17 protein-coding genes are annotated in these 17,697 nt (G+C 70.9%); 7 read left to right on the top strand and 10 right to left on the bottom strand.

Features of this window, described 5'->3' with window-relative positions:
- A complete protein-coding gene (locus AB0I88_RS00355; protein ID WP_361016596.1) occupies positions 1–1,290 on the top strand; it encodes a hypothetical protein in 1,290 nt (429 codons plus the stop codon).
- A complete protein-coding gene (locus AB0I88_RS00360) occupies positions 1,287–2,474 on the top strand; it encodes an O-antigen ligase family protein (RefSeq protein ID WP_361016599.1) in 1,188 nt (395 codons plus the stop codon). The genes AB0I88_RS00355 and AB0I88_RS00360 overlap by 4 nt, the downstream gene beginning before the upstream one ends.
- Here AB0I88_RS00360 and AB0I88_RS00365 read toward each other — a convergent pair.
- From AB0I88_RS00365 to AB0I88_RS00380, 4 genes are read right to left on the bottom strand one after another with little or no spacing between them, the layout of a single operon-like run.
- Positions 2,424–3,662 carry a glycosyltransferase family 4 protein gene (locus AB0I88_RS00365; RefSeq protein ID WP_361016602.1) on the bottom strand — a complete coding sequence of 413 codons (1,239 nt, stop codon included), beginning with the start codon at positions 3,660–3,662 and terminating at the stop codon, positions 2,424–2,426. The genes AB0I88_RS00360 and AB0I88_RS00365 overlap by 51 nt on opposite strands.
- A 22-nt stretch (positions 3,663–3,684) precedes the next feature.
- Positions 3,685–4,320: a NeuD/PglB/VioB family sugar acetyltransferase gene (locus AB0I88_RS00370; RefSeq protein WP_361016605.1), complete on the bottom strand. Its 636-nt coding sequence runs from the start codon at positions 4,318–4,320 to the stop codon at positions 3,685–3,687.
- A complete protein-coding gene (locus tag AB0I88_RS00375) occupies positions 4,313–4,951 on the bottom strand; it encodes a sugar transferase (protein WP_361016607.1) in 639 nt (212 codons plus the stop codon). Before AB0I88_RS00375 ends, AB0I88_RS00370 begins: the two co-directional genes overlap by 8 nt.
- The gene (locus AB0I88_RS00380) at positions 4,948–6,078 is read right to left on the bottom strand and encodes an aminotransferase class I/II-fold pyridoxal phosphate-dependent enzyme (RefSeq protein ID WP_361016610.1); all 1,131 of its coding nucleotides are present in this window, start codon (positions 6,076–6,078) and stop codon (positions 4,948–4,950) included. The genes AB0I88_RS00375 and AB0I88_RS00380 overlap by 4 nt, the downstream gene beginning before the upstream one ends.
- Positions 6,079–7,235: 1,157 nt before the next feature.
- Between AB0I88_RS00380 and AB0I88_RS00385 the strand changes: the two genes are divergently transcribed.
- From AB0I88_RS00385 to AB0I88_RS00400, 4 genes are all read left to right on the top strand, one after another.
- Entirely contained in the window at positions 7,236–7,754 is a 519-nt protein-coding gene (locus AB0I88_RS00385; RefSeq protein ID WP_361016613.1) for a GAF domain-containing protein, read from the top strand.
- A 218-nt stretch (positions 7,755–7,972) separates the two neighbouring features.
- Complete coding sequence (locus AB0I88_RS00390; protein WP_361016616.1) at positions 7,973–8,683, top strand: DUF2306 domain-containing protein; 711 nt, start codon at positions 7,973–7,975, stop codon at positions 8,681–8,683.
- Between the two features lie 24 nt (positions 8,684–8,707).
- Entirely contained in the window at positions 8,708–9,133 is a 426-nt protein-coding gene (locus AB0I88_RS00395) for a YciI family protein (protein ID WP_361017117.1), read from the top strand.
- 39 nt (positions 9,134–9,172) lie between these two features.
- On the top strand, positions 9,173–10,378 hold the full coding sequence (locus tag AB0I88_RS00400) for a DUF6596 domain-containing protein (protein WP_361017118.1): 1,206 nt from the start codon (positions 9,173–9,175) through the stop codon (positions 10,376–10,378).
- Here the strand turns inward: AB0I88_RS00400 and AB0I88_RS00405 are convergent.
- The 3 genes from AB0I88_RS00405 to AB0I88_RS00415 form a co-directional block, all read right to left on the bottom strand.
- Positions 10,373–10,768: a VOC family protein gene (locus tag AB0I88_RS00405; RefSeq protein ID WP_361016619.1), complete on the bottom strand. Its 396-nt coding sequence runs from the start codon at positions 10,766–10,768 to the stop codon at positions 10,373–10,375. The two genes, AB0I88_RS00400 and AB0I88_RS00405, sit on opposite strands and share 6 nt — an antisense overlap.
- 57 nt (positions 10,769–10,825) lie before the next feature.
- The gene (locus AB0I88_RS00410) at positions 10,826–11,572 is read right to left on the bottom strand and encodes a L,D-transpeptidase family protein (protein WP_361016622.1); all 747 of its coding nucleotides are present in this window, start codon (positions 11,570–11,572) and stop codon (positions 10,826–10,828) included.
- Between the two features lie 118 nt (positions 11,573–11,690).
- On the bottom strand, positions 11,691–12,095 hold the full coding sequence (locus AB0I88_RS00415; RefSeq protein WP_361016624.1) for an SHOCT domain-containing protein: 405 nt from the start codon (positions 12,093–12,095) through the stop codon (positions 11,691–11,693).
- A gap of 418 nt (positions 12,096–12,513) precedes the next feature.
- Between AB0I88_RS00415 and AB0I88_RS00420 the strand changes: the two genes are divergently transcribed.
- Positions 12,514–14,130: a ricin-type beta-trefoil lectin domain protein gene (locus AB0I88_RS00420; RefSeq protein WP_361016627.1), complete on the top strand. Its 1,617-nt coding sequence runs from the start codon at positions 12,514–12,516 to the stop codon at positions 14,128–14,130.
- Between the two features lie 76 nt (positions 14,131–14,206).
- Here the strand turns inward: AB0I88_RS00420 and AB0I88_RS00425 are convergent, their stop codons facing one another.
- From AB0I88_RS00425 to AB0I88_RS00435, 3 genes are all read right to left on the bottom strand, one after another.
- On the bottom strand, positions 14,207–14,581 hold the full coding sequence (locus AB0I88_RS00425) for a DUF1330 domain-containing protein (protein WP_361016630.1): 375 nt from the start codon (positions 14,579–14,581) through the stop codon (positions 14,207–14,209).
- A gap of 108 nt (positions 14,582–14,689) precedes the next feature.
- The gene (locus AB0I88_RS00430; RefSeq protein WP_361016633.1) at positions 14,690–16,174 is read right to left on the bottom strand and encodes a non-reducing end alpha-L-arabinofuranosidase family hydrolase; all 1,485 of its coding nucleotides are present in this window, start codon (positions 16,172–16,174) and stop codon (positions 14,690–14,692) included.
- Positions 16,175–16,211: 37 nt separating this feature from the next.
- Positions 16,212–17,690, bottom strand: coding sequence for an endo-1,4-beta-xylanase (locus tag AB0I88_RS00435; protein WP_361016635.1), 1,479 nt, complete (start codon positions 17,688–17,690; stop codon positions 16,212–16,214).
- Positions 17,691–17,697: the final 7 nt, after the last annotated feature.

A 17,697-nucleotide genomic window follows, 5' to 3' on the forward strand; every position in this document is an offset into this window, starting at 1 on the left:
ATGGCCGCCGGTGAACGCCTCGGCTTCCGGTCGCTGCTGCGCAGCGTGCCCGCGGCCGTACGCCGCGACTACGTCGTCACGCTGCTGGTCCAGTGGTTCGTGCTCGCCGTCGGCCTGCTGCTGTTCCACCTGGTCGCGCGGCGGGGCGGCGTCGACGGGTTCACGTTCTACCAGATCGCCCGGAGCACGGTGAGCACCCTGCAGCCGGTCCTGCTCCTGGGGCTCGGCGTGGGCCTGCTGCGTTACCTGCCCCGCACCGAGCACACCACCCGGCGCCTCACCCGCAAGGCGCTGTCCCTCGAGGCCACCGTGGTCGTCGGCGTGGGCCTGGCCGGTGTCGCGGCCGGCGACCGGATCGCCGGCCTGCTCGGGGTGGCCGGCGGCCGGTCCGCGGTGACCGCCGTCATGATCATGCTGGGTGGCAACTGCCTGTGCACCGTCGCGCTCGCCGCGCTGCGCGGCACCCATCAGACGGGCGGCGCGATCCTCGGCATGTGGGCGGGCTTCGGGCTGACCCCGCTGCTCGCCTTCGCCGCGGTGGCACGCATCGAGGACTTCCTGATCCTGCAGGGCGTGGGCGCCGCCCTGGTGGGCCTGTGCGGCACCCTCGCCGTCCGGCGGCTTCCGGCCACGGCGGAGAAAACCCCGGAACCCGACGTCAAAACCCTCGTCACGTACGGCGTACGCCGGATGCCCGGGGAAGTCGCCCTGCCCGCGCTCTACACCGTGCCGACCTTCGCCGTGGCGGTGATGATGCCGGGCAGCCCGCAGGCGGGGTACCTCGGGTTCACCACCTCGGCGGTGACCCTGATCTGCTCGGTCTTCGCCATGCTCACGCCGGTGCTGATGCCCCGGCTCGGCCGGCTGTTCCACCGGGGCGGGGAGAACAGCGGCGTGCACCGGCTGCTCACCCTCCTGCCGGTGTTCGCCGCGCTGCTGGCACTGATCCCCACCGGGGTGATCCTGTTGTTCGCGCCGGCGATGGTCCGCGGTTTCCTCGGCCCCGAGTTCGCCGCCACCGTCCCGCTGCTGCGGCTCGGTGTGCTCGCGGCGGTCCCGCTCGCCATGTTCTACGCGGCCCGCCCGACGATGGACACGCTGCTGGACGCCAAGGTCGTGAGCCGGCTGCTGCTGGCGTGCCTGGCGCTGGAGATCGTGGTGACCGGCGCCGCGAAGGCGGTCCTGGCGCCGCCCGACGCGGCGGTGCTGGGCTTCGTGGTGGCCTCGGCGGCGCTGGGGCTGGACGCGGTGGGGCTCACCGCGTACGCCCTGCGCCGTCAGCGCCGATGACCGCCCCGGCCCGCCCCGGGCCGGTGGTGCTGATCGCGTTCGTGGCCGCCCTGTCCGGCCGCTTCACCCTCGACCGCATCGGCTTCGACGTCCCGCTCGTCAACGACGTACGCGTACCCCTGTTCCTGGTCCTGGTCCTGGCCGTCGTCCTGGAGGCGCATCACATCGGCCCGCGCCCGGTCGAGGGCACGCAGGCCCTGCTCGGCATTCTGGCGCTGCTGCTGTACCAGATGCTGTCGGTGCTCTGGGTGCCGCCGGGCACCGAGACCGGCCCGGTGGTCGGCGACCTGTGCGCGATCGCCGGGCTGGCGGTGGTCTACTTCAACCTGGCGGCCTGGGACCGCGACTGGGTCACCGCGACGACCCTGAAACTCTTCCACGCCACCGCGTGGGTCTACTTCCTGGCGGCGGCGTCCGGCCGGGGCCACCATTCCAACGGCCGGTGGGCGGCGCTCGGCGGTGGCCCCAACGTCTTCATCCGCATCATGATCCTCGGCATCATCACCTCGCTCTACCTGTACCTGCGCAGCGGCGAACGGCTGATCTGGCTGATCCCGATGCCGGCGTTCATGTTCGGCGCGATCGCCTCGGGCTCCCGTGGCGGCATCGTGGCGCTCGCCATCACGATCGTCATCGCGCTGCTGGCCATCCGGCCGCGCATCGACGCCGACCGGCTCGTGAAACCACTCGCCCTGGTCGCCGTGGTCGGCGCGGTCCTGGTCATCCTGGCCGGGCCGATGATCGCCGACTACGTCCGGCAACGGTTCGTCGAGGAGACCATCGGGCAGGGGTACGCGTCGTCGCGTGACGTGCTGTTCCAGATGGCGATCCGGCTCTTCCTGCAACGGCCGGTCCTCGGCTCCGGCGTCAACGGTTTCCACACCGTCACCGACCTCGGATTCGGCGAGCGGTACGTGCACAACCTGCCGCTGTCCATCGCGGCGGAGGGCGGCTTCGTGGGGCTGGCGCTGCTGGCGGTCGCGTGGCTCGGGCTGTGGCACGCGTACGCGGCGCTGCCCCTGCCGCAGCGCAGCCTGGAAGCCCGCACGGCGGCCTACTGCGGCATCTTCATCGGCGCGGCCAGCCTCTTCTCCGGCGACTACTACGACGCCCGGCTGATGTGGATCCTGCTGCTACTGGCCGCCGTACGCCCCGCTCGGCGACCGGTCCGGGCCCGGCGCTGACGCCCCGAGCAGCACCCGCTCGAAGTCGCGGAACAGCAGTTCACGGTCGAAGCGGTCGCATGCCAGCGCGTACGCGGCCGACCGTGCCGCCGCACACGCCGCGCGATCGCCCAGGAACGCGGAGACCCGGGCGGCCGCACCCGCGGGATCGCCCGGCGGAAGCACCAGCCCGGCGCCGCTGCCGGCCAGCAGCTCGGCGATCCAGCCGCCGTGATTGACGGCGACCGGCCGCCCGGCGGCGAAGGCGTCGAAGACCTTGTTGGGCGAGTTGTCGCCGAGTTCGGCGATGTCGAGGAACACCGACGCCGCCAGGTCGCACGCGCCGAAGAAGGCCACCACACGCGACTTGGGGACCGGCCCGAGCAGGAACAGGTTGCGGTCCAGGACGCCCAGCTCGGTGGCCAGGTCCCGCAGCGCCTGGCGCATCCGGCCGTCGCCGACGATCGCGATCCGCACCTCCGGATCCGTCTCGGCGAGCCGGGCGGCCATCCGCACCAGGTAGTCCACGCCGTTGGCCAGTCCCAGCGCCCCGGCGTACAGCACCAGCGGCCGGCCGCCGAGCCACGGTGTCTCGGCCCGCAGCCGGGCCCCGGCCCGGTCGGCGCCGGCGAACAGGTCGCGGTCGCAGCTGTTGGGCACCACGGTGACCGCCACCTCCGGGAAGCGGCGGCGGATGCTGGCCGCCATGCCCGGCGACAGCGCGATGACGTGCGCGGCCCGCCGGTAGGCCCACGCCTCCAGCCGCCCGGCGGCCCAGCGGCTGACCGGTGAGCGCAGCGCACCCACCGCGATCGGCAGTTCCGGCCACACGTCGCGCACCTCCAGGACCATCGGCGCCCGGCGGCGCAGCGCCGCGTAGGCGCCCGGGATCGCGACCGTCAGCGGCGTGCTGGTGGCGAGGACGAGATCGTGCCGCAGCCGCCCGGCCGTCACCGCGGCACGGCCGACGAACCAGAGGAACGCCATGATCCGCCGACGGTACGACATGGCGTTGCTGTAGGGCACCGGCAGCCAGTGCACGACGATGCCCGCTTCCCGGGTGGTCCGGGACCGGTCGGCGTCCGGATCACCGGTGATCATGTGCACCTCGTGGCCGCGTTCCACCAGCCGCCGGGCGAACTCGTAGGACCGGGTTCCACCGGCCATTCCCGGCGTCTTGAAATACTGGTGAATATAGGTTATTCGCACAAACTCACCATAAAGGCGGATGTTACCGGGCCGGAACGCCTTTGACGATCCGTTCCGCGCCCACGTCCCGGACCACGCACGCGCCGGCGCCGACCGTCGAGCCGTCCCCGACCGAACGCCCCTGCAGGATCGCGGCGTTCGTGCCCACCAGCACCGCCCGGCCGAGGACACAGCTGCCGGAGACCGCCGCCAGCGGATTCACCTGCACGAAGGCGGCCAGCACCGCGTCATGGCCGACCGTCGCGTTCTGGTTGACGTGCACGTGCGGGCCCAGGGTCACGTTCGTGGTGATCCGGGCCCCGGCGAACACCACCACGCCGTCCGCCATGTCGTTGTCCAGGCCCACCGTCGCCGCCGGATGCACGAGCGGGGACGCCGGGGTGCCCAGCGGGCCGAGGCGGTCGGCGGCCCCGGCCCGGATGCGCGGGTCGCCGATGCCGATGACGTACCGGGCGTCCAGGCCCGCCAACCGCCCACAGGGCCCGAGCCAGACCGACCCGAGCCGCTCGACGCCCCGCAGACCGGCCTCCGACGGCGCGTCGTCGAGAAAGCCCGCCACCTTCCACACGTCGCCGCCACTGTCGTTGATGGCCGCGATGATCCCGAAGATCTCCCGGCCGTGGCCTCCGCAGCCCACGATGACGATCGGCTCAGGCACCGTCACGGCCCTCGCGTGCGGCCCGCGGCGTGCCGGTGAACTGCGGCATCGTCGACTCCCCCGGCGCGGTGATGCCCTCCCGCCGCAACAGGGTCAGGACGGTCCGCGCACAGATCCGCAGGTTCAGGCCGAGCGAACGGTGCTCGACGTACCAGACGTCGAGCGCGAAACGTTCCTCCCAGGTCAGGCCGTTGCGGCCGCTCACCTGCGCCAGCCCGGTCACCCCCGGCCGCACCTCCTGGCGGCGCGCCTGCTCCGGTGTGTACAGGTCCCGGTAGTGCAGGAGCAGCGGCCGCGGCCCCACCAGGCTCATGTCCCCGCGCAGCACGTTCCACATGGTCGGCAGCTCGTCCAGGCTGGCCGCGCGCAGCGCCCGGCCCAGGCCGGTGAGCCGGTCGGCGTCGGTGACCAGGCCGCGCTCCTCGTCGACGTCCCGCATGGTGCGAAACTTGATCAACGTGAACGGGCGGCCGTGCAGCCCGGGACGTGCCTGGCGGAACAGCACCGGCCGGCCGATCCCGGCCGCGACCGCCACCGCGACCCCGGCCATCACCGGAGCGAGAACGACCAGGCCGGCGCCGGCGACCACCACGTCGATCGCCCGCTGCGCCACGTCGGAGGCGCGGGTCACCGGAAACCGTCCAGGAAGTCCGTGATGTCGTCGAGGACCCGGCGCACCTCGCCGTCGGCGAGAGCCGAGCCGGACGGCAGCACCAGGCCGTTGGTGAACAACCGCTCGGCGGCGCCGCCGAGCACGGCGCGGGCACCCGCGAACACCGGCTGCAGATGCATCGGCTTGAACACCGGCCGCGTCTCCACGTTCCGCCCCGCCAGATGAACCGCCAGGTCACGAGCCCGCCAGCCGGCCCGGCCGGGATCGACGACGACGGCCGTGAGCCAGCAGTTGGCCTCCTGGTCGTCGCCACCCAGCAGGCTCACTCCGTCCACGTGCGCGAACACCTTCGCGTACCCGTCACGGACCGCCCGGCGGCGCGCGATCATCCCGTCCAGCCGGCACAGCTGCGCCCGGCCCAGCGCGGCGAGCACGTTGCTCAGCCGGTAGTTGTAACCGATGTCGGCGTGCTCGTAGTGCGGCACCGGCGACCGCGCCTGCCCGGCCAGAAAGCGCGCCCGGGCGGCCAGCCCGGCGTCGGCGGTGAGCAGCATGCCACCACCCGACGTGGTGATCACCTTGTTGCCGTTGAAGGAGAACGCCGCCACCCGGCCGAACGACCCGGCCGGCCGTCCGTCACGGGCGGCGCCGAGGGATTCCGCCGCGTCCTCGACGACCGGAACGCCGTACCGCTCACACAACGGCAGGATCCGCCCGTAGTCGGCGCAGGACCCGTACACGTCGACCGTCATCACCGCGCGCACCGGCCCGCCGCCGGCGAGCAGACCGGACAGCAGATCCGGATCGAGGTTGCCGGTGGCCTCGTCACAGTCGGCGAAGACCGGCGTCGCGCCGGTGTACACCACGGCGTTCGCGGTGGCCGCGAACGTCAGGGTCGGCACGACCACCACGTCACCGGGGCCGGCGCCCACCCCCAGCAGCGCCAGATGCAGGGCGGCGGTGCCCGAGCTCAGCGCGACCGCGTACGGCACGCCGGCCCGGTCGGCGATCTCCCGCTCGAACAGATCCAGATCCGGGCCGGCCGGCGCCACCCAGCCCGACCGCAGCGCGGCCACGACGTACTGCGCCTCGAGGTCCCCGACGTCGGGCGCGGACAGCAGAACGGCGCGATTCTCAGCAGGCATTCCCCCACCACCCGTACGGTGGCACGATCATCTCGCCAGGGACGCTACCCCGCCCCGGTTGCCGATCCGGCGGATGTAGACGGCATTGCGTGAACGGTGCGCTCGTCGCTGGGCAAGACCGGCGAAACGACCCGGCCGGCCGCGAGGGCTCCTCGGCGACCGCTGCTGACGCTGCCCCGTAGAACTCCAGCGTGTGGCACCGGCCGGCTGCCATACGCAACCACCGCCACGGTCACCGGCTGGCAGCGCACGTAGAGACGAGTCCCCGTTCGGGGGGACGGGACACGGATCTCGGCTATCTGTGTTCCGTAGACGTGACACCCGCAACGGGTGTCGTCACACCCACTACGGGTGTCGTGTTCTCCGAGCACACATTGCCCTGGACGCTGGCCCTCCGCCCATTGGATGCCAGGACGGCAGGGCGCCGGGGGCAGGGCGCCGGGGGCAGGGCGCCGGGGGCAGGGCGCCGGGCGGCAGGACGCCGGGACGGCAGGGCACTGTGTGCGCCCGCCCGGCGGGCAGACGGTGCCGAGCGATTCGGCACGCACGCAGGGCCCCGCGCGGTCGCTCACGAGCGTCACAGCGGTGCTCGGGGCGTGCCCGCCCCCGCCCGGCGGGAGTGCAGGCGGGCGGGGCGGGCGGTTCGGCCAGCAGGGTCAGCTCCAGCGCTCACGACCAGCCGGGGAGTTCGGGCTGGCCGCTGGGCCGACCAGCGCAAAGGTACGCAGTCATGGGTGTGGGGTGGGTGACGACGCTCTTTCGGTGTCAGGGGTGCATGAGGAACGGGACCTCGCGACAGGCAGGTAGTCGACCAGGATCTATCTGCTGCCGGGAATTGGCTCAGTAGACCGGCGGCCCCGGCCGATAGGAACGTTGACGGCCCCGGGCGACCTGGTCATGGACCGCGCGTCACCGTCCTTGGAGGTCAGGATGCCGGAATCAACAGGCAGAACTTCGCCGACCGGCCGCGGGTGGGGGCCGACCCGTTCGCGGCGAGCCGATCGGCCTGCGCGGCGACCGGGGATCCGCCGCGGCCCACGCCGTTGCGCCGGGCGCGGCCTCGGCATCCGCACGGTCGCCGATGACCAGTCGTCCGCCGCTCACCACCTAAACCGCGACGCCGAGTAGCAGCGTCGGCTGCATCTCCGGGAGCATCCATGGACACTCACACCGACCACCTGTCCCAGCTCGGCGATCCGCGGCGCATGCGGGTCCTGGCCAGCATCGATCTGGAGAACGCCGACCTGCGGGACCGGCTCGACAGCATCACCGAACGCACCGCACAGCGGCTGGGACTGCCGATCAGCCTGGTCACGCTGGTGCTGGACACCGCCCAGTTCCTGGCCGGCTCGCACGGCGTCACCGGCTGGGTCGCCGAATCCCGGGGCACCCCGGTCGAGTGGTCGTTCTGTGCCCGTGCCGTGCACCGGCGCGGCCCCTACGTCATCGTCGACGCCTCCGCCGACCCCGACCACGCCACGAACCCGATGGTCGCTTTCGAGGGTGTCCGCAGTTACGCCGGCGTGCCGCTGGAGCTGGACGGACAGTTCCTGGGAGCGCACTGCGTCGTCGGTGGCGCGGCGCACACCTTCACGGACGACGACATCAGCGAACTCCGCCGCGCCGCCGACGAGATCGTCGCCCTGCTCGATCGATATCGCATCAAGGCAGATTGATCTCCTGACCCTGGCGGGCCGAACGGCGCGCGTGAGCCGCGGCGCCGGTGCGGTCGATGTCGCCGAAGGAGGTACGCCGGACGACAGCCTCAGGCCGTCGTCTCGCCGCCGGCTGGAATCCCTGCGGGCCTGATGCCGGATCCCCTACGTTGGTTTTCGTACCGGCCGGCCGCTTGCGGGCGGACGCCGGATCGGGCGTGGCGGCGAAGAGTCGGGCCATGACCAACGCATCCGTGGAGAAGAACCGGCGACGATCGGCGTGCCTGGCACTGGTCGTCGCGGCGATCGGCGACGCCGGACCCGAGATCGTCGAGTCGCGCAGCCTGTTCGCCGGTTACGACGGGCCTGGCCCGCTGATCTACCTCGGAGTGGCCGCCGTGGTGGCGGTGGCCGGATGGCGCTTCATGCCGTTGCTGGCGGCGGCGACGGGCGCTTTGTTCCTCTTCGGCGCCTTCGCCGACGCCTCCTTCGCGGACCGGCTCGGGGGCTATCTGCTCGGCGGCGTGCTGCCGTCGGCCGTGACCGCGGTGCCGGTGGCACTGTGGTCGGGCCGCCCGTTGACCCAGGTCAGCCTCACCACGGCGGCGGTTCTGTGGCTGATCACCGGCGGGCTCGCCTACCGGGCCGCACGCCGCCATGACTTCGCCGCTCACCGCGACTGGATGCTGCGCAACTACGCGCTGACGTTTCTGGCGGTGAACGCCCGCGTCGTCGTTCCGCTGTTCCTGCTGGCCCGTGCCCCGTTCGACGCCGGTGGAACCGTGGCGGAGAACGCCGCCGCGATGATCCCCATCGGCCAGACTGTCGGCTGGATCCTCAACCTGACCGCGGTGGAGGTGTATCTCAGGCGACGCCGCCGCCGAAGAATCTCTGGCAGGGTGTCGAACAGGCCGCCCGCCGTTCGACGCGTAGGTGAACAGGCACCCTGACACGAGGAGACAACCGTGCGGTTCATGGTGATCACCAAAGCCACCGAGGACAGCGAGGCCGGTGTGCTGCCCGCCACCGAGGACTTCGACACGATGGGCAGGTTCATCGAGGAGATGGTCGACGCCGGGGTTCTGCTGGCCGCGGAGGGCATCCAGCCCAGCGCCACCGGCGCCCGGATCTACTTCGACGGCGAGAAGCGGACCGTGGTGGACGGGCCGTTCGCCGAGAGCAAGGAGCTCATCGCCGGCTTCTACCTGGTGGAGATGCGATCGCTCGAGGAGTGCGTGGAGTGGTTCAAGCGCTGCCCGATCCAGCCGAAGGGTGGCGCACCGACGAACATCGAGATCCGGCGGGTCTTCCAGCCCGAGGACTTCGGCGAGAACTTCACCGCCGAGCAGCAGGAGGCGGTGCTGGAACGGCGGGCGAAGGCCACCGGGGCGAAGGGCTAGGCCACGGACACCCACCGTACCGTCGAGGCGGTCTGGCGCATCGAGTCGCCGCGCCTGATCGCCGGGCTGACCAGGCTGGTCCGCGACGTCGGCGTGGCCGAGGAGCTGGCACAGGACGCGCTGGTGGCGGCCCTGGAGCAGTGGCCGTCGGAGGGTGTCCCGGGTAATCCCGGCGCTTGGCTGACGACGATCGCCAAGCGCCGGGCCATCGACCGGATCCGGCGCGACGAGACCTACCGTCGCAAGTTGCGGGAGGTGGGCCGGAGCCTGGAGGAGGTGGTTCCGGCCGGCACCGGGGACGACGGCATCGGCGACGACCTGCTGCGGCTGGTGTTCGTCGCCTGCCATCCGGTGCTGTCGGCGGAGGCCCGGGCCGCGCTGACGCTGCGCCTGCTCGGCGGCCTGACCACCGGTGAGATCGCGCGGGCCTTCCTGGTGCCGGAGCCGACCGTGGCGCAGCGGATCGTGCGGGCCAAGAAGACCCTGGCCGGCGCGCGGGTGCCGTTCGTGGTGCCGGAGGGCGACGAGCTGGCGGCCCGGCTCTCCTCGGTGCTGGAGGTCGTCTACCTGATCTTCAACGAGGGGTACGCGGCGACCGCGGGCGACGACTGGATGCGCCCGGCGCTCTGCGAGGACGCTTTGCGACTGGGCCGGGTCCTGGCCCGCCTGGCGCCACGGGAGCCCGAGGTGCACGGCCTCGTCGCGCTGATGGAGATCCAGGCGTCCCGCGCGGCCGCCCGTACCGGCCCGGCCGGCGAGCCGATCCTGCTGGCTGATCAGAATCGGGCTCGCTGGGATCAGTTGCTGATCCGGCGGGGCCTGACCGCGCTCCAGCGGGCCGAGTCTCTGATCAACGGCAGACCCGGCCCGTACGTGCTGCAGGCCGCCATCGCCGCCTGTCACGCCCGCGCCCGCCACTTCGACGACACCGACTGGCGGCGGATGGCCGCGCTGTACGAGCTCTTGGCCGCGACGGCGCCGTCACCGGTGGTCGAGCTGAACCGGGCGGTGGCCCTGTCCATGGCGTTCGGGCCGGAGGCCGGGCTGGCGCTGCTGGATCAGCTGGCGGCGTTTCCCGCGTTGCGGGGCTACCACCTGCTGCCCAGCGTGCGCGGCGATCTGCTGGCGAGGCTCGGGCGGCACGCCGAGGCGCGGGCGGAGTTCGAGCGGGCCGCGTCGCTGACCCGCAACGAGCGGGAACGCGCCCTGCTGCTGGGCCGCGCCGCCTCGGCGGCCGGCTCATGACCCGCCCAGCATGTCCAGGTAGTGGGGGTTGTGCATGATTCCGAGCAGGTTTCCGAACGGGTCGAGCACCGTCGCGGTGACGAAACCCTCCCCACGGTCCTGCGGCGGTTCGTGCACGGTGGCGCCGAGTTCCACCAGCCGGTCGAGCGTCTTCGGCAGGTCGTCGACGTGCCAGTAGAGGACGGCGCCCACCGGGCCGGTCGGCGTCCCGGGCGTCCGGTAGCGGGCGTCGATCAGCCCGAGTTCGGCCTGGTGGTCGCCGAGGCGCCATTCGGCGTAGCCGTCGCGCAGGAAGTACGGTTCCATCCCGGTGACCTGGGTGTACCAGTCCCGGGCGGCGGCCCAGTCGGCGGCGAAGTAGCTGACAGTGGCCATTCCTCTGAAGGTCATGCCCTGACGCTAGAAGCAGTTGCGGAACATCAGGTTCCTAATCTTCGGCGGACTCTTTCAGGCGCGGGTGATGTCGGAGGCCGGAGCCATCACGATGCGCGGCCGCTTCGCCGGATCGAGCCATCTGAGCAGGCGAACCATGTCGGCCCGGCGGACCGACACGCAGCCGGCGGTGGCGCCCTTCCCGCTGGCGTGCAGGAAGATGGCCGACCCGCGGCGGGTGTCCGCCGTGCGGGCCGCGACGTACTGGCGGCGGGTGGCGTCCCAGCGCACCCCGCCCGGCCGGTTGAAGTCGATCACCACGGCGTGGGCGTACTGGACCGGGTACGCGGCGAGCCGCTCCGCCCGCGACTTGCGCCAGGTACGCTGCGCCGACGCCGACGGCTGGAAGAGGTTGTAGGTCGCGGCGTCCCGGTTGTCGCCCACCCAGTAGTCGTTGCCGTCGACCTTGCGGTACGGCAGCCGCGTCCCCGGATCGGCCCGCACACCGAACGCCCGCGTGAGCGTGAACGTGCCGGCCGGTGTCTGCCCGGTGTCCTGGACCCGGCGCGCGGCCCAGGCCCAGCCGCCGTAGCCCGTACGCCCGCTCATGGTGGTGAAGACCTTGCGCCATCGGCCGTCACCGCCGCGCTGATAGGCGCGCAGCTCCGCGTGCGACGACGCCCAGCCGCGCCCGGTGACCACGATGAGCTGCCGGGCGTCGCCGACGTGGGCCAGCGTGTCGGGCAGCGCGGCGGCGGCCGGCGCCGCGGGCAGCAGGACGGCCGCCGTCACGACAGTCAGCACCGCCGCGCGTCTCCGCATGGGTTCGAGCCTGCCCGCCCACGATGCGGATCTCCATGGCCCGATCAGCCAGGTCCACGAAAACGCGACGATCGCCGGGAAGACGGTGTCCTCCCGGCGATCGAATGTCCGTCCTCGGTCAGGCGGCGACACCCAGGGCATCGGACTTGAGCCGCTCGAACTCGGCCGGGGTGATCGCGCCGGAGTCGAGCAGCGCCTTGGCCGAGGCGATCTCCTCGGTGGCGCTGCGTTTGCCGTCGGCCGGCGCCGCGACCGACCGGATGTAGGCTTCCTGCCGCTTCTGGATCTCGGCCGCCTGGGCCAGGGCGCGCTCGTTCATGCCGTCGCCCCGGGCGATCAGGTACACCAGCATGCCGATGATCGGCAGGATGACGATGAACAGCGTCCACAACGTCTTGCCCCAGCCGCCGAGGTCCTTGCTGCGGAAGAGGTCGCCGAACAGCCAGAAGAGGCACATGAACCAGGCGCAGAAGATGAAGAATTCGAAGACCGCCAGCAGGAACGACCCGTTGTCGTCGAACATGTGAGTGTCCTTCCAGGTAGCCGCCGACCTGGTCGGCGGCATGTGCACCCAGTACAGCGGGGGCCGCCGCCGGGGGCCTCATCCGCAGTGGATTATTCGTGGCCCCGGCTCCCGGCGCCGGCGTCCGGAGCCGGGGCCTCGCGTACCGGCGAGACATCCGTTCGAGATTCGCGGGCCAAAACTGTTATTCGCGAATGGGCCGAGAAGTCGTCGCCGCCGCCTTTCGCGGCTTTTCGAATAGCGCACAGGCGTACGCCAAAAAGGCTCTTGAATGTCTCGAAACATCCTGGCAATCTTCGGTACCAAGCTGTTAGCGCTCCCATCATCAGCCGATGAAACGCTGATCCCCATTCCACACCCGTGCGTGAGCGATAACAGCCTGCCGGTACTCTCCGCTGCTCGCCAGGAAGGCATCACCATGCCGTTGAGGAAAATCGCCATCGCGGCGCTACTGCTCGCGGGCGCCGCCGCCCTTCCCGCCTCCCCCGCCCAGGCCCTCGACAACGGCGTGGCCCGCACTCCCCCGATGGGCTGGAACACCTGGAACACGTTCGGCTGCAACATCAACGAGACGCTGATCAAACAGACCGCGGATGCCATGGTCAGCAACGGGCTACGCGATCTCGGCTACCAGTACGTCGTGGTGGACGACTGCTGGTTCGACCCGAACCGGGACAGCGCCGGAAACCTCCAGCCGAATCTGTCCCGGTTCCCGGGCGGCATGAAGGCCCTCGGCGACTATCTGCACGCCCGCGGCCTCAAGTTCGGCATCTACGGGGTGCCCGGCACCCGCACCTGCGCACAGGGGGTCGGCACCTATCCGGGCTCGACCGGCAGCAAGGGGCACGAGGTCCAGGACGCCAACCGGTACGCGTCGTGGGGTGTGGACTTCCTGAAGTACGACTGGTGTGACGGCACCGGCACGATCAACGACCAGGTGACCGCGTTCGCCAAGATGCGCGACGCGCTCCGGGCCACCGGCCGGCCGATCGTCTTCAGCATCAACTCCAACAGCTTCCACTGCTGCACCGGCCCGCAGCGCAACTGGAGCGACGTGGCCAACATGTGGCGTACCACCGAGGACATCACCAACCGGTGGGACACCGGGAACACCAACGGCTACCCGATGGGCATCAAGAACATCATCGACGTCAACGTCCCCCTGTCCGGTCAGGCCGGCCCGGGCGGATTCACCGACCCCGACATGATGGTCGTCGGCCGTGGCGGGATGACCGACACCGAGATGCGCACCCACTTCGCGATGTGGGCGGTCATGGCCGCTCCCCTGATCGCCGGCAACGACGTCCGCACCATGGACGCCGCCACCTCGGCCATCCTGAAGAACAGCCGGCTGATCGCCATCAACCAGGACAGCCTCGGCCTGCAAGGCACCCAGGTCGCCAACGACGGCGGGCGCCGGGTGCTCGCCAAACGGCTCGCCGGCGGCGATGTCGCGGTCGCGCTCTACAACCCCGGGTCCACCGCCGCGACGATGACGACCACCGCCACGGCGATCGGCAAGAACGGCGCCTCGTTCACCCTCACCGACGCGTGGACCGGCGCCACCACCACGACGTCCGGCACGATCAGCGCCGGCGTGCCCTCGCACGGGACCGTCGTCTACCGGGTCAGCGGCGGCACGTCGACGCCGCCTCCCACCTCGAGCACGCTGGTCAGCTCGGCCTCCGGCCGCTGTCTGGACGTACCGAACAGCAGCACCGCCAACGGCACCCAGCCGATCATCTGGGACTGCGGCAGCGGAGCCAACCAGCGGTGGACCGCCTCGGGGCAGACCCTGCAGTCGCTCGGCAAATGCCTCGACGCTCCGGTCGGCGCGACCGCCGGGACGAAGGTCCAGCTCTGGGACTGCAACGGTGGCGCCAACCAGCAGTGGACCTTCCAGAGCAACGGCACCGTTCGCGGTAACCAGTCCGGGCTGTGCCTGGACGTCGACCGCAACCTGACCGCCAACGGCACCCTCGTCCTGCTCTGGACCTGCACCGGGTCGGCGAACCAGGTCTGGGCCAAACGCTGAGGGATCCGGCCGTAGGGCCGGGTGATCCGGGACGGGACCGCGACAGCGGTCCCGTCCGCGCGTGCACCGGACGGCCTCAGCGGTCGCGCCCCCACGGGCTCGTGGGCTGCAGCACCGCCTCGCTCAGCGCGCCGGCCCGCAGGTGGCTGATCTGCCGGTACCGCGGGTCGGCGACCATCCGCGCGAAGGCCCGCCGGGACGGGTACCGCACCAGCAGAACCGCGTCCCATTCCTGCCCCGGCTCCGCGACCAGCGCGCCCGATCCGTCACCGGCGTAGAGGACCTCGACGCCGTAGTGGTGCGCCACCCGCTCACCGAACGCCTCGGTGTATCGCCGGTAGAGTTCACGGCCGCCCTCGGCGAACCGGAGAAGGTTGAGCATCACCACGGGCCGGTCGGGCTCGTCGGCGAGGAACGCGGTAAGGAAGTCTCCATCGGGATCCACAGCCATCGTCATTCCCCTCCCGGGCCGGCCACCCGGATATTATTGCACGCTTGGTGCAACTAATAGCCGGCGAGCCCGGCCGAAAGGCCGGGCTCGCCGGGGTCGAGAGGTACGTCAGCGCTGCAGCGTCAGCACGCCCGGCCGGTACGGCAGCAGACCGTAGTCGCCGCCGGAGCTCGGCGAACGGCCCTGGTAGAGCAGCTTGAGGTTGCACGGGTCGATGGTCATGGTCTGGTCCGCGCTGGTCCGGATCAGCTCGCCGTGGCTGATGTCGTTGGTCCAGGTGGCGCCGCTGTTGGCCTTGCCCGCGAACGGGTTGCTCTCGGTCGCGGCCTGCGGCGTCCACGAGCCGCCCAGGCTGGTGGCGGTGAAGGACCGGAAGTAGCGTCCGTTGGAGCCGATCGCCTCGACGATCATCAGGTACTGGTTGCGGCCCTGCACCTTGTAGACCTGCGGGGCCTCGAACAGGTTGTTCGTGGTGTCGCTCATGATCGTCGTGTACGACGAGCCGAAGCTGCCCGGGAAGTTGCCGATCGGCATGCTGGCCCGGTAGATCTTGCCGTTGTCGCCGGCGAAGAACAGGTACATGTTGGTGCCGTCACCGATGATCGTCTGGTCGATCGGGCCGGTGCCGGAGCCGGTGATGCTTCCGGAGAACAGCGTCTGCGGCGCCGACCAGCCGTTCGGGTTGGTCGGGTCGGACGACGTCCGGTAGGAGAACGCCGGGCCGCCCCACTGGTAGGTGAGCACCCAGATGTTCTTCGGCGCGAAGTAGAACAGCGACGGCGCGACGGCCGAGAAGTTCATCCCGTTCTGGCTGGCCGACCCCATGTCCGACCAGTTGGTGAACAGGCCGAAGTTCATCGACCCCCACGAGGTGCCGGTGTCGTGCGTGGTCGCGTAGACCAGCTGCCTGCCGTTGTAGGGCGCGTGGGTGAAGTCCTTCAGCGCCACCCATCCGGACTTCGGTGTGGCGAGCACGCCGGTCGAGCTCCACCGGTACGTCGACGGCAGCGCGCACGTCCCGGACGTGGGCGTGGTCGTGGGAGTCGAGGTGCCGGCCCGGACGAGCTGCCACTGCTGGTTGGCGCCGTTCCAGTCGGAGTACTGGACGACGTTCGCCCCGTCGGCGGTCGACGCGCCCTGCACCTCGACGGCCTTGCCGCTGTTGCGGTTGATCAGCTGGATGTAGCCGTCGATGTCCTGAACGCTGAACTGCTGGTTGGTGGTGTTGTTGTCGGTCCACTGCACGATCGAGCCGCCGTCGGCGGTCGAGAAGTTGTGGACGTCCAGCACCTTGCCCGAGTGCTTGGACTTGAGCCGGTAGTAGCCGCCGCCGGAGTCGACGAACTGCCACTGCTGCTGCGCCTGGTCACTACGGGCCCACTGCACGATCTTGCCGCCGTCGGCGGTCGACAGGTTGTAGACGTCGAGGGCCTTGCCGCTGTTGCGGTTGACCAGCACATATGAGGCGCTGGTGTCGATCGTCGCGGCCGAGGCCGACGAGGCGGTCACCGCGACGGCGCCGCCGCCGGCGAGCAGGACCATCGCGGCCAGGCCGGTGCGCCACCAGGTGCGGCGCGTCCGGGTCGGTGTCATCAGAGCTCCTGAGAATCTTGGGGATGTACGGGGGAAGTCAGCTGATCCGGGCCAGCTGCCACTGCTGGTTGGCGCCGTCCCAGTCGGAGTACTGGACGATGTTGGCGCCGTCGGCGGTGGAGGCGCCCTGCACCTCCAGGGCCTTGCCGCTGTTGCGGTTGATCAGCTGGATGTAGCCGCTGATGTTCTGCACGCTGAACTGCTGGTTGGTGGTGTTGTTGTTGGCCCACTGCACGATCGAGCCGCCGTCGGCGGTCGAGAAGTTGTGGACGTCCAGCACCTTGCCGGACAGCTTCGACTTGAGCCGGTAGAAGCCGCCGCCCGAGTCGACGAACTGCCACTGCTGCTGCGACTGGTTGTTGCGGGTCCACTGGGTGATCCGCCCGCCGTCCGCGGTGGACAGGTTGTAGACGTCCAGGGCCTTGCCGCTGTTGCGGTTGACCAGCACGTACCAGGCGTTGGTGTCGATGCCGGCCGACGGGGTCGTCGGCGAGGTGGTCGCGCCGCCGGCGTTGAGGGCGTTGAGCACGGCGGTGTAGGCGGCCTTCTTGTTACCGCTGGAGTCGAACAGCAGCGGGTTCGCGCCGGTGCGCCACGAGTCGCTGTCCCGGATGCCCCACACCGTGATGCCGGTGCAGCGGGACACCGCGAGGCAGGCCTTGGTGACGGCCGCGTACGCGGTGGCCTGCGTGCTGCCGGAGATGTCCAGCTCGGTGATCTGCACGTCGACGCCGAGGTCGGCGAAACGCTGGAGGTTGGCCTGGTAGTCGCCGGGCGCCGAGTTGGTCAGGTGGGACTGGAAGCCGACGCAGTCGATCGGGACGCCGCGGCTCTTGAAGTCCCGCACCATGTTGTAGACGGCGGTGCTCTTCGCGTTGACACCGTCGGTGTTGTAGTCGTTGTAGCAGAGTTTCGCGGCCGGGTCGGCGGCCCGCGCGGCCTTGAACGCGGCCTCGATCCAGTCGTTGCCGGTGCGCTGGAGGCTCGAGTCGCGGCGGGCGCCGCTGGTGCCGTCGGCGAAGGCCTCGTTCACCACGTCCCACGAGTGGATCTTGCCCTTGTAGTGGGTGGCGACCTGGGTGATGTGGTTGAGCATCGCCGAGCGCAGGGTGCTGCCGGACAGCGCCTGCGCCCAGCCCGGCATCTGCGAGTGCCAGGCGAGCGCGTGTCCGCGTACCTTCTGGCCGTTGGTCTGGGCCTGGTTGAGGATCCTGTCGCCGTTGGTGTAGTTGAACGTGCCGCGGGACGGCTCGGTGGCGTCCCACTTCATCTCGTTCTCGGCGGTGACCGAGGTGAACTCGGTCTTGAGGATTTTGGTGTAGGTCGAGTCGCCGAGCTTCGACGCGGCGATCGCGGCGCCGAAGTAGCGGCCCTTCGCCTCGGCGGAGGCGCCGAGAGTGGTCGCCGCCTCCGACGTGTTCGCGAAGACCATCGCGGCGCTCGCGGCGACCGCGCCGGTCAGGATCACCGGCAGGATGGCGCGCAGCCTGCGCCGTGGGGATGTGGGACTTGCCATCGTGGTG

The sequence above is a fragment of the Actinoplanes sp. NPDC049802 genome (genome assembly GCF_040656595.1).
Lineage (GTDB): Bacteria > Actinomycetota > Actinomycetes > Mycobacteriales > Micromonosporaceae > Actinoplanes.